Annotated in this window: 9 protein-coding genes; 7 read left to right on the top strand and 2 right to left on the bottom strand. The window is 67.7% G+C overall.

What is annotated here, in order from left to right; translation table 11 throughout:
* The first annotated feature begins 22 nt into the window (after positions 1 to 22).
* Complete coding sequence (locus tag GFD21_RS05625) at positions 23 to 895, top strand: class II glutamine amidotransferase (RefSeq protein ID WP_163196966.1); 873 nt, start codon at positions 23 to 25, stop codon at positions 893 to 895.
* A gap of 87 nt (positions 896 to 982) precedes the next feature.
* Positions 983 to 1,786 (top strand): HD domain-containing protein, encoded by an 804-nt coding sequence (locus GFD21_RS05630; protein ID WP_163196967.1) that lies wholly within the window; start codon positions 983 to 985, stop codon positions 1,784 to 1,786.
* 118 nt (positions 1,787 to 1,904) lie between these two features.
* Here the strand turns inward: GFD21_RS05630 and GFD21_RS05635 are convergent, their stop codons facing one another.
* Entirely contained in the window at positions 1,905 to 3,098 is a 1,194-nt protein-coding gene (locus tag GFD21_RS05635) for an ATP-binding cassette domain-containing protein (protein WP_163196968.1), read from the bottom strand.
* Entirely contained in the window at positions 3,095 to 4,420 is a 1,326-nt protein-coding gene (locus GFD21_RS05640) for an FtsX-like permease family protein (RefSeq protein WP_163196969.1), read from the bottom strand. The genes GFD21_RS05635 and GFD21_RS05640 overlap by 4 nt, the downstream gene beginning before the upstream one ends.
* 175 nt (positions 4,421 to 4,595) lie before the next feature.
* On the opposite strand from GFD21_RS05640, the gene GFD21_RS05645 reads away from it, so the two are divergent.
* The 5 genes from GFD21_RS05645 (at position 4,596) to ilvC (GFD21_RS05665) (ending at position 12,396) form a co-directional block, all read left to right on the top strand.
* The gene (locus GFD21_RS05645; protein ID WP_163196970.1) at positions 4,596 to 6,212 is read left to right on the top strand and encodes an MFS transporter; all 1,617 of its coding nucleotides are present in this window, start codon (positions 4,596 to 4,598) and stop codon (positions 6,210 to 6,212) included.
* A 138-nt stretch (positions 6,213 to 6,350) separates the two neighbouring features.
* Positions 6,351 to 7,580 (top strand): LacI family DNA-binding transcriptional regulator, encoded by a 1,230-nt coding sequence (locus tag GFD21_RS05650; RefSeq protein ID WP_163196971.1) that lies wholly within the window; start codon positions 6,351 to 6,353, stop codon positions 7,578 to 7,580.
* A 557-nt stretch (positions 7,581 to 8,137) separates the two neighbouring features.
* Positions 8,138 to 9,490 (top strand): MFS transporter, encoded by a 1,353-nt coding sequence (locus GFD21_RS05655; RefSeq protein WP_163196972.1) that lies wholly within the window; start codon positions 8,138 to 8,140, stop codon positions 9,488 to 9,490.
* A gap of 352 nt (positions 9,491 to 9,842) precedes the next feature.
* Entirely contained in the window at positions 9,843 to 10,895 is a 1,053-nt protein-coding gene (gene ilvC, locus GFD21_RS05660) for a ketol-acid reductoisomerase (RefSeq protein WP_163196973.1), read from the top strand.
* Positions 10,896 to 11,343: 448 nt separating this feature from the next.
* Entirely contained in the window at positions 11,344 to 12,396 is a 1,053-nt protein-coding gene (gene ilvC / locus GFD21_RS05665) for a ketol-acid reductoisomerase (RefSeq protein WP_034529598.1), read from the top strand.
* The last annotated feature ends 63 nt before the right edge of the window (positions 12,397 to 12,459 follow it).

Genomic DNA, 12,459 nt, shown 5'->3' on the forward strand with positions numbered 1-12,459 from the left:
GTGCGGGTTATCGTAGCCAACTATGTGCAGATTACTGGGTTACGCGACGGCAGGGTTCAACCTGAGCCTCAACGCGATCCTGGGGTCGGAGGGAGCTGACGCCTATCGCGAGATGAGCGAGATCCACAACGACGGCTGGGGTTGCGCGATGCTCTACGAGCCGATCGAACGACCCGGCACGCTCGACGGCGGCGCCCCCGCCCCCGAGACCGGCACCAAGCTGTACAAGACCACCGTGGCCGCGCGCCTCGACCCGGTCTTCCCCGAACTGGCCTCCGAACCGGCGCGAGGCGGCCTGTGGCACCTGCGCCTCGCCTCCTCGAACCTGCCGCTCATCCTCGAGAACCAGCAGCCGTTCTTCGCGAACGGCCTGAGCTTCATCCACAACGGCGACATCTCCGATTCGCACGGCCGCAACATCGTGACCAACAAGCAGTACCCGGTGAACCACAGCGTGTTCCTGTCCACCGGCGGCCGCTCCGATTCCGCGATCTTCTTCGCCGTGATCCTCGAATACATCGGCTTCGGCTACGAGCTCGACGAGGCCGTGGCGCAGGCCGTGCGCGAACTGCGCCAGGCCTACCCGCGCTCCAGCTACAACTGCATGATCCAGTCGCAGGACCAGTTCATCGCATTGAACGCGGCCGGCCGCGAACGCACGTCGTCGCGCATCGTCGAGATCTACGACCAGTACGGCCAGGGCGAGAAGGCGCACGACTACCGTGTGATGCGCTATCGTGCGCTCACCGACGAGGAGGGCGCGCCCGCGGGCATCGTCGTCGCCTCCTCCGGTTTCGACCAGCCCGAGGCCGACGGCTGGAAGGAGCTCGGCAACGACCAGATGATCGTCGCCTCCAACCGCACCGGCGAATGGTCGATGCGCTCCATCGACTGACGTTCCCGGTCCCTGCGGCCGGTGTCTCGGCGTCCGGCGACCCGAGGACGACGTTCCCGCGACCCACGGCCGGCATACAATGGCCGTATGGTTCCCACGCTTGAGCAGATCGAAGAGCTTCACCGCAGGATCGCGCCTTCCGAGGAGGCGTACAACCTCATCCATACGCATTGCGTGATCGTCGCGCGCATCGCGCGCATGCTCGCGCATCGCCAGAACATGCTGTTCACGCGCCGCTGCACGCTGCCGAAGGACGCGGCGGAACTGACCGCGCCGTCCGCCGCGGGCGCCGAGGCGGTGCTCGCCGGAATCGAGGCGGGGGAGGGCGCGGCCGTCGCCGGCGCGTCCGGTGCGCATAACCTGCTCGCCGTGCCGCCGTCCGACGGGGTGACCGGCGGGCATGTGCCGCCGCGGCTCATCGACGAGCATCTCGTCACCATCGGCGGGCTGCTGCACGACATCGGCACGTACAAGGTGCTCAAGCACGACGGCACCGACGGCGAACCGCTGAAGTTCGCCGGCAAGAAGTACATCAAGCACGGTCTGCTCGGCTACGAGTACCTGATGGAGAACGGCGTGGACGAGTCGATCGCGCAGTTCGCGCGCAACCACACCGGCGTGGGGCTCACGCGCGACGACGTGATCCGACAGGAGCTGCCGCTGCCGCCGGCCGACTACGTGCCGGTCAACCTCGAGCAGGAGACCGTGATGGTGGCGGACAAGTACAACAGCAAGTCCCTGCCCGCCAAGTTCGTCACCGCGGAAAGCTACACGAAGCGCGCCGAACGCTTCGGCGAGGAGAACAAGCGCCGCTGGCTCGAACTCCTCGACCAGTACGGCGTGGTGGACGTGCGCCCGCTCGCCAAGGAATACGGCATGGTCATCGTGTGATGCGGCCCGCGGCCCGTGTACGCGGGCCGTCCGTACGCGCGCATACGAACGGGCTCCCCTTCCGACGTATATCGGGAGGGGAGCCCGTTCGTTCGTGGGGTCGTGGCAGGCCCGCCGGTCAGTCCGCCAGGCGGAAGACCTGGTCGGCGGCGTCGGCGACCTCGTCGGACGCGGTCACGATGACGACGGCGCGCTTCGGGTCGCGGGCGTGCGCGATCGACGCGAGCAGGTCCAGGATGGCGGAGGCGTCCGCCGCGTCGAGGCCCTTCGTCGGCTCGTCGAGGATCACGGTCTCCGCCTCGCAGCTCAGCGCGCGGGCGATGGCCACGCGGCGCCGGTCCACCTCGGCCAGGTCGCGCATCGGCTTGCCGGAGGTCGCCTCGTTGAAGCCCACGCGTTCGAGGAGCTCGCGCGCGATGACCGGCTTCGGTTTGAGGTACGTGCGGCCGGAGGCGTCCATCGCATAGCGCACGTTCGCCTCGGCGTCGAGGTCGCCGCGCACCGCGTAGCGCTGCGGCACGAGGCCCAGACGGTGCCCGCGCAGCTCGTTGATCTCCAGCTCCGCGAGGTTCGAGCTCTTCGTCATCGCCGTGCCCGCGGTGGGGATCTGGAATCCGCCGAGCACCTCCATCAGCGTGACGCGCTGCTCGGGGTCGTCCTCGTCGCTCAGCACACGGATCGCGTAGAGGGATCCCGCGTAGCAGGCGATCGACACGTCGTCGAGCACGTGGCGCCCGGTCCTGCGGTTCGTGGTGGTGGCGTGGTTGAGCGAGAACGTCGGGTACGACTTGAGCAGCACGCGGTCGCCGACCTGGTTGTCGAGCGCGTGCTCGGAGCGGCGCACCGACGCCTTGATCTCGTTCGGGTCGGCATGCGCGCTCACGTCGCCGTCCTGCGCGGCCAGCGCGAGCGTTTCGTTCACGCGGCGCGCGTTCGCCGCCGTCGCCGCGGCGCTCGTCTCCGTGGGGTTCGCGTCGGCGGCCCTGTCCGCGGTGGTGTCGCCGGTCGCGTCCGCGGCCGGTTCCGTCTCGTCGCCGTCCGCGGTCCCGTCCGTCTCAGACGCGTCGTCGGCGTCGTCGGCATCGAACGGCACCTGGCCTTCGTCGTCGTCCGCATCGTCGACGTCGTCCACCGCGTACGGCACCTGCGCGACGCCGTCGTCCTCGTCGAACACGACGCTGAACTCGACCGGCTGCGCCTCCTTGGCCGCGTCGTCCGTGGTCTCCGTGGCGGTGGTCTCCGTGGCGGCGCCCACGGCCTCGTCCTTGTCGTCCGTCACGGTCTCGTCGACCTGATCGTGCTTCTCGCTCATGCCTTGACCTCCGATGCCTTGAACAGATTCGCGTTGCGGAACGTCGCCGGGCGCAGCAGCGCCACGACGGCGAGGGTGACGATGATGCCCGTCGTCTCCCACACCAGCGGCCAGACAAGGCCGGACGTCGCGGGCGTGGCATGGCCGCCGGCCAGCGCGGCGCCGATCGCGCCCGCGCCCAGGCCGCCGGCGACCAGGCCGATGACGGCCGGGACCACGGTGAGCATCAGCGTCTCGACGGCGAACTGCCAGCCGAGACGCGGCTTGGTGACGCCGGAGACCAGCGCCATGCCGATCTCGTCCGTGCGTCCGAACCAGCTGCGCGCGATGACGAGCGCGAGCAGCACCACGCAGCCGCCCACGGCCAGCGCCCACATCACCGGGCGCACGCGGTCCGCGGCCTCGCCCAGCGGTTTGATGGAGGCCTCGTAGCGGTCGAGCGACGGCGAGACGACCTCATAGCCCTTCGGCAGGTTCTTCTGCCTGACGATCTTGACGAACTTGCGGTAGGTGGACACGTCGGAGAACTGGAAGACGATGTTGAGGTCCGGCTTCGACCAGGTGTCCTTCGACTCGTCGCTTTCGGTGGTGACGCCGTACGTGTAGGTGGTGGCGTACGCCGCGTAGATCACGTTCTCGCGGTTCTCCTTGGCGTAGCCGTCGGTCTTCGCCGTGCCGCCGTCGGTGTACTCGTAGATGCCCTGCACGGTGAACTCGTAGGTCTTGTCCTTCTTGGTCGGGTCGCCGACCTTGAACTTGTCGCCCACCTTGAGGTTGTTCTTCTTCGCCACCGACTTGGAGATCAGCGCGCCGGTGAACGAGGTGTCGGTGTACTTGAGCTTCTTGCCCTGCACCACCTGGTACGTGCCGTAGTCGTTGGACTTCGCGGCGTTGCCGTCATAGAAGCTGCGCAGCTGGAACTCGCCGCCGGTCTTGTCCGAGGAGGCGTCCGAGGCGCCGGGGATCGCCTTGATCGACGAGGTCTGGCGCACCGGCACCGTGGAGACCAGCGAATACGTGAACGCGAGGTTCTGCTCCTGCACGGCGATCGCGTACGGCTCGTAGGCGGTGATGTCGAGATAGTGCGAGACGGTCGACTTCGCGTCGTCGGCCTTCATCTTCGCCTGCGTGGCCGCGGTCGGGCGCAGCATTGCGTTCGGGTTCTGCGCGTCGTAGTCGGTGCCGTGCGCGGCGTCGTTCTCCTGCAGCAGTGCGAGGGAGGCGATCGTGCCGAACGAGACGAGGAGCGCGACCACCACGGTCAGCGCCGAGATCACCCAGCGGCGCGTCACGGCGCGCCAGGCGTTGGTGAGAACGAACATGCGTACTTCTCCAGTCCTCTAGTTCCCTGTATATGCGAACGTTTCGGTTCAACAGTAAGACAGTACGTGGGCAATCGTGGGGGTTGTCTTGCCCGATGCTGGGAACTTTCTGGGAAACGATGCGGGGGTGGCGCGCGCGATAAGCTGGAACCCGTATAGAGAATAGGAGCGGGTTATGTTGCAGCCATATGTGAGGCCGGGCATCGACGACCGGCCGGACTACGAGAAGGCGCTGAGCCCCGAGGACAAGGCCTCGGTCGCCCGCCTCGCCTCGAACACGCGCCGACTGCCGCCGGAGGCGTCCGTCGAACAGCCGACCGCGCAGGCCGCGCGCCTCGCCGCGGAAGGTCCCGGGTCGGTCGTTGCCGCGGCCGGCGTGGACGCGGCCGTGCCCGACTACGCCTCGTCCTTCCTCGACATGCGCGACCCGATGGTCTCCGCCGACGGCCAGCGCCCGGACGCCGCGCAGGTCGCACGCCTCAAGTGGGCGTTCGCCGTCTGCTCGTTCCTCGCCGCCGCGCCATGGGCCGCCGTCAACCTCGTCGGGCTGCCGAACCAGGTCGCGCGCGGCGCCGGGTTCGACACGGCGCTCGCCGACCCGGCCGCCGCCCTGCGTGCGGTCTCACTCGCGCCCGTGCTGTCCGCCCTGATCATCCTCGGCGCCGCGTGGAGCCTCCTGTTCACGCCGCTCGTCGCCGCGCTGTCCGACCGCACGCGCGTGCCCGTGGGCCGGCGCACGCCGTGGCTCGTGGCCGGCGGCGTGCTGTCCGCGCTGGTCTCGCTCGCGCTCGGCGCGGTGACGGCCACGGCCTTCGTCGTGCTGCTGTGGACGATGCTGCAGTTCGCGTACGCGATGCTCGTCGCGCCGCTCGCGGCCGCCGTGGCCGAACGCGTGCCCGACAAGTTCCGCGACGAGGTCGAACGCTGGAACGCGATCGGCGTGATCGCCGGCCAGGCCGCCGGCGGCGTGGTCGGGGGCCTTGCCATCGGGTTCGGCGCGTTCAACCCGTTCCTGTGTGCGGCCGTGATGTTCGCCCTTTCCGGCGTGGCCACCGTGCTGGTGTGGCCGCGCGAGCCGTCCAGCGTCGCACAGCCGCACGTGCGGTTCAGCTGGCATGAGGTGCTCGGTGCGGCGTCGCTGCGTCTGCCGCGCGGCGCCGAGGCCGCGGACGCGACGCGGTTCCGCCGCCTGTTCTGGTCGCGCGTGTTCATGACCGCCGCCGTCGCGACGACCGGCGCGTACCTGTGGTACATCGTGCGGTTCGCCGTGTACGGCGACGATCCGGCGCTCACCGCCGCGCCGATGACGCTGCCTTCCGGCACGCTCGTCGCGTTGCTCGCGCTCGCCACGTTCGCCGGCGTGCTGCTGGCCACGACCTCCGCTGGCGCCGTCACCGAGAAGTTCGCCGAAGGGTTCGGCCCGTGGTGGCGTGGTTCGCACACGGCCGTGGCGTGCGCGTGCGCGCTGTATGCGATCGGCCTGCTCGCCGGGCTGATGATCATCCACATCGGCGGTGAACGCAGCCTCGTGGTCTTCTCGTTCGTGGCCGGGTATGCGAGCGGGCTCTACGACGTGCTCGTCCAGCCGTTGGTCGTCGCCGCGCTGCCCGATCCGCGCGAGTCCGGACGCTACCTGCGCGTGTACGCCAACGCCAGGCCGCTGGGCTTGGCGCTCGGCGCGGGCCTGGGCTCGGGCGCGGTGGCGGTGGCGCCGGCGTCGCTCGGGTACGTGGCCCTGTTCCCCGCGGCGATCGCGTGCGTGGCGCTGGCCGCGCTGTTCCTCAGGAAGTAGGGGCGAACCGGTCCGTCATGGCCCCGTCGTGGGCGGCGACCGGATAAACGGGGGCGGCCTCGTGGGTACGATGGTCGCCGTACATCGGCGTATATCGCCGTATACGGCGGAAGTCATAACGGAAAGGGAGTGTGGTGCATGGTCGGTATGCGTGATGTGGCCCGCAAGGCGGGGACCTCGGTGAGCACGGTGTCGCTCGTCGTGAACGGCTCCGGGTACGTGTCCGACGAGATGCGCAAACGCGTGCAGGACGCGATGGACGCGCTCGGCTACATCCCCAACGAGCTCGCACGCAACTTCTACCGCGACCGCACCAACATGGTCGGCGTGATCGTGCCGACCATCCGCCACCCGTTCTTCGCCACGCTCGTCGCCGCGCTGCAGCGCGGGTTCTCGGAACGCGGGCTGCGCGTCGTCCTGTGCTCGGTGGCGGACACCGGCAAGGACGAATCCGAATACATCGACATGCTGCGCCGGCACATGATGGACGGCATCGTCATGGCCGCGCACACCCGGCACCCCGCCGACTACTGGACGTCGATCGGCCGCCCGGTCGTCGCGTTCGACCGTTATCTCGGCGCGGGCGTGCCGTCGGTGAGGTCCGACCACGAGCAGGGCGGGCGCATCGTCGCGCGCGAACTCGTCGCGTCCGGCGCGCGTCACGTCGCATTGGTCGGCGGCCCGCGCGCCCAGTTCCACGATCTGTCGGACGGCGGCGGGACGGACGGCGAGGTGACGGCCGACGTTCCGTCGAGCAACGGGGACGCCGCCTCGCCCGCCGACGGATCCCGTCCGGAATCCACGTTCCCCACCGTGCGCTACTACCTCACGCTGGAACGCGAACTGGACGCGGCCGGCATCGCGCACGAGTACGTCGAGTCGGGCGGCGTCGACGATTTCGCCGGCTACGTCGCCGCCGTGCGCGGCCTGTTCGACCGGCGCGGTCGCGCGGCCGCCGGTGACGTCGCTGTCGACGCGGCGTCGGGCGGCGGCGTCGCGCCTGCCGTGACGGACGTCGCCGTGCCGCCCGTCGACGCGATCGTCGGCAACGACGTCGTCGCCGCGCTCGCCGTGCAGGAGGCGGCGCGCCGCGGCGTGCGCGTGCCCGACGACCTCCAGATCGTCGCGTACGACGGCACGTATCTCGTCGACGCGGCCGGCGTGCGGCTCACGACCGTCGCGCAGGATTTCGGCGCGATCGCCGAGCGGATCGTCGACCGGATGATCGCGCTGATCGGCGGCGGTGACGCGGCCGTCGCGGGTGACGGAGGTGCCGGTGACGGCGCGGTCGTCGGTGACGACGCGGCGGGGGAGCGTGACGTCACGCTCGTGCCGCTCGTCCTGCGCAAGGCCGACTCCACGCGGTGACATGGGCGGCGGGGCCTCGCGCCGGCCGCGCGTCTCGCCGTTCCCCTGCCGGTCGTTCCTTTGTCGGCTGTTCCCCCTGCCGCATCCGGGCCGGCCCGATGATGGCCGCGACCTGACCCGCACGTTACGGGAATGTGATGGGAAAACGCGACGAATTCGCATGGTTCACATAGTGAACATCGGTGGTCGACGGCGGACCGGCGCTCCTATGGTGTGGAACCAGTTCGAGCGATACCCGCTCGGAAGGAAAACTTCAAGACCGAAAGGAGGCCGCCGCGATGACTGGATACACTGCCGATACCACCGTTGATGAGTCCGTTATGACCCTTGTCAACGTCGCTCTGCTGTCCGCACGAATTATTATTCCGTCTTCGCTGGCGGCATGATTCGGCTTACAAGCTTGAGCCCCGTCAGCGAAGGCAGGGCGAGAGCGATTCCCAACGTTTCAAGCCCTGCATGAGATGCGGGGCTTTTTCATTGCCCGCCCACAAGGCACCACGGCGATGGAATTTCCTTGAGCAGAGAGAAACCACAAAAACCATTCAGGAGACATTCCCATGAGTGCAGTCGAGGCAACGACTGAAAACAAGCTGCAGGCGGCGGCCCGCGATTCCGTGAAGACCGTCATCGCAGCCTCCATGGTCGGCACGGCCATCGAGTTCTACGACTTCTACGCCTACGGCACCGCCGCGGCGAACTACTTCCCGCACATCTTCTTCTCCGCGAAGGACAACCCGACCGTCGCGCTGCTGATGAGCCTGCTGACCTTCGCGATCGCGTTCATCGCCCGCCCGCTCGGCTCCCTCGTGTTCGGCCACTTCGGCGACCGCATGGGCCGCAAGACCACGCTGGTCGTCTCCCTGATGACCATGGGCATCGGCACCTTCCTCATCGGCTGCCTGCCGACCTACGATCAGGCGGGCGTCTTCGCCGTCGCCATCCTGTGCCTGCTGCGCTTCATCCAGGGCATCGGCCTGGGTGGCGAATGGTCCGGCGCGGCCCTGGTCGCCACCGAGAACGCCCCCGAGAACAAGCGCGCCCTCTACGGCTCCTTCCCGGAGCTCGGCGCCCCGATCGGCTTCTTCCTGTCCAACGGCACCTACTTCCTGCTCGAGACCTTCAACGACTCCGACGCGATGCTCGCCTGGGGCTGGCGCGTGCCGTTCCTGCTCTCCGCGGTGCTCGTGATCATCGGCCTCGTCGTGCGAGTCCACATGGAGGAGACCCCGATCTTCCGCCTCGCCCAGGAGCAGAAGAAGGTCGTCAAGTCCCCGCTCACCGAGGTGTTCCGCAAGTCCTGGAAGCAGGTCCTGCAGGCCACGTTCCTCGTCGCCGTCACCTACACGCTGTTCTACACGCTCGCCACCTGGTCCCTCGCCTGGGGCACCAAGGAGCAGGGCGAGGGCGGTGGTGGCCTCGGCTTCACCAACCAGGAATACCTGCTCATGCTCATGATCGCCATCTGCGTGTTCGCCGCCTTCATCGTGATCTCCTGCGTGAACGCCGACAAGTGGGGCCGCAAGCGCGTGATCATCACGTCCTCCGTGCTGCTCGTCGTGTTCGCCGCGCTGTTCCCGTTCCTGCTGAACGGTGAGATCGTCGGCCAGCGCAACTTCTTCGCCAACATGGTCTTCCTGTGCGTCGGCTTCGCCCTCATGGGCACCGCGTTCGGCCCGATCGGCGCCTTCCTGCCCGAGCTGTTCGACGCCAACGTGCGCTACTCCGGCTCCGGCATCGGCTACAACCTCGCCGCCATCGTCGGCGCGGCCTTCGTGCCGACCATCGCCACCTGGCTGTCCTCCCACTGGGGCGTGCACTCCGTCGGCATCTACCTCGGCGTGATGGCCCTGTGCTGCCTCGTCGCCGTGCTCTCCTGCAAGGAGACAAAGGACGTTGATTTCACGAAGTGAAATCAACGGCAGGTTCCTGCCTCACCGCTGTCGCGGTTCGGCCGGGCCTACGAACAGTCCACAGGACTGTTCGCTTCACGGTCCGGCGCGGACGTCGATTTCACGAAGTGACCCAAACTTTCCAGCTATAATCGCGCTTGATTTCGGCTTGGTTCCATAACTGAAAATTCAACTCAATATTTGGACGCGGGCGACCGCGTCGACCACCGTGGGACTAGAAATAGTCCCCAGTGAACCGATGACTTTCCTCGCCAAAGGACACAATCCTTTCCCGCCGAAGGCCGTCAGCAATCTCACCGATTGTCGGACGTGCAGTTTTCGTTCGGCACCACAACATAAAGGAGTGCCAATCATGGCAGCAACTATCTGGTACGAGAAGGACGCCGACCTGTCCGTGTTCGATGGCAAGAAGGTCGCCATCCTCGGTTACGGCTCCCAGGGCCACGCCCACGCGCTGAACCTGCGCGACTCCGGCGTCGACGTCGTCGTCGGCCTGCGTCCGACCTCCAAGTCCGTCGAGTTCGCCAAGGAGCAGGGCCTCGAGGTCAAGCCGGTCGCCGAGGCCGTCGCCGAGGCCGACGTGGTCATGGTGCTGCTGCCTGACCAGTACCAGGCCGCCGTCTACAAGAAGGACATCGAGCCGAACCTGAAGCCGGGCGCCGCTCTGGCCTTCGCTCACGGCTTCAACATCCACTACGGCTACATCAAGCCGTCCGAGGATCACCCGGTGTTCATGGTCGCCCCGAAGGGCCCGGGCCACATCGTGCGTCGTGAGTACGCCGCCGGCCGTGGCGTCCCGGTCGTCGTGGCCGTCGAGCAGGATCCGGATGGCAAGACCTGGCCGCTGTGCCTCGCCTACGCCAAGGCCCTCGGCGCCCTGCGCGCCGGCGCCATCAAGACGACCTTCACCGAGGAGACCGAGACCGATCTGTTCGGTGAGCAGGACGTCCTCATGGGCGGCATCAACCACCTGTGCGACATGGGCTTCGACGTGCTGACCGAGGCCGGCTACCAGCCGGAGATCGCCTACTTCGAGGTCTTCCACGAGCTCAAGATGCTGGTCGACCTCGCCAACGAGGGTGGCCTGAACAAGGCCCGTTGGTCCTGCTCCGACACCGCCCAGTACGGCGACTACACCTCCACGGTCATCACCGAGGAGACCAAGAAGCGCATGCAGTACCAGCTCAAGCGCATCCAGGACGGCTCCTTCGCCAAGGAGTTCATGGACGACCAGGCCGCCGGCGCCCCGAAGTTCAAGAAGCTGCAGGAGGAGTACTCCCACCCGCACCTCGAGACCGTCGGCCCGAAGCTGCGCGCCATGTTCTCCTGGAACAACGGCCCGGCCAAGGATCAGGACGAGGCCGAGTCCTTCAACGGCAAGATCGCTCGTACCCAGGTTCAGTGATTGCGCCGCGACGCCGGTCGCGTTGATTGACTGACGAAACCGCCGCCCCCGTTCATTCGGGGGCGGCGGTTTTTTCGTCGTTGTCCACGATGCGGGGCGAAAGGGGTGGATAATGGCCCGAATCATGGACGTGGGCCGCTGTCCGACCGCGATGCCGATAGGATTGAGCGCAGTTCACGGGACACAATCCCGCACGCTTGAGGCCCTCCGGTCAACGCACAACGCACGCGTCGCCACGCACGCGCGACCGGCGGGCCGCCCCACCCGCGCAACATGCGCCAACGCATAACGCGCAACCACATAACGACACCGTGTGCCGTTCGCACGAACGGTCGAACCGGTTGGACGCGACCGACGGCGGCCCCGCAGGGGCGACGCCGGCGGGCGTCGTCGGACCGGCGCATCGACCGCCGCCGCGCGATGGCACGCAAGTAAAGGAGTGCCAATCATGGCTGCACAGATTTGGTATGAGAATGACGGCGATCTCTCCGTGCTCGAGGGCAAGAAGGTCGCGATCATCGGTTACGGCTCCCAGGGCCACGCCCACGCGCTGAACCTGCGCGATTCCGGCGTCGACGTCGTCGTCGGCCTGCGCCCCACCTCGAAGTCCGTGGACTTCGCCAAGGAGCAGGGCCTCGAGGTCAAGTCCGTGCCGGAGGCCGCCGCCGAGGCCGACGTCATCATGATCCTCGCGCCCGACCAGTACCAGCGCAACATCTGGAAGGACGACATCGAGCCGAACATCAAGCCGGGTGCGGCCGTCGCCTTCGCCCACGGCTTCAACATCCACTACGGCTACATCAAGCCGAGCGAGGACCATCCGGTGTTCATGGTCGCGCCGAAGGGTCCGGGCCACATCGTGCGTCGTGAGTACGCCGCCGGCCGTGGCGTCCCGGTGGTCGTGGCCGTCGAGCAGGACCCGCGCGGTGACGGCTGGGCGCTGACCCTGGCCTACGCGAAGGCCCTCGGCGCCCTGCGCGCCGGCGCCATCAAGACCACCTTCAAGGAGGAGACCGAGACCGATCTGTTCGGCGAGCAGAACGTCCTCATGGGCGGCGTGAACAAGCTCGTCGAGATGGGCTTCGAGGTCCTCACCGACGCCGGCTACCAGCCGGAGATCGCCTACTTCGAGGTCTGCCACGAGCTCAAGATGCTCGTCGACCTGATGAACGAGGGTGGCCTGAACAAGGCCCGTTGGTCCTGCTCCGACACCGCCCAGTACGGCGACTACACCAACACCGTCATCAACGAGGACTGCCGCAAGCGCATGGAGTACCACCTGGGCCGCATCCAGGACGGCTCCTTCGCCAAGGAGTTCATCGACGACCAGGACGCCGGCGCCCCGCACTTCAAGGAGCTGCAGGAGAAGTACTCCAACGAGCGCATCGAGACCGTCGGCCCGAAGCTGCGTGCCATGTTCTCCTGGAACAAGGACGGCGTGAAGGACGCCGACGAGGCCAACTCCTTCACCGGCAAGATCGCCCGCGCCCAGGTGCAGTGAGCCCCGGCCGCGTTGCGGCGAACCGTTCCCGATAACAACAGTGCGAGGCAACCGCACGGGAAC

It is taken from the genome of Bifidobacterium platyrrhinorum (genome assembly GCF_010667645.1).
Taxonomy (GTDB): domain Bacteria; phylum Actinomycetota; class Actinomycetes; order Actinomycetales; family Bifidobacteriaceae; genus Bifidobacterium; species Bifidobacterium platyrrhinorum.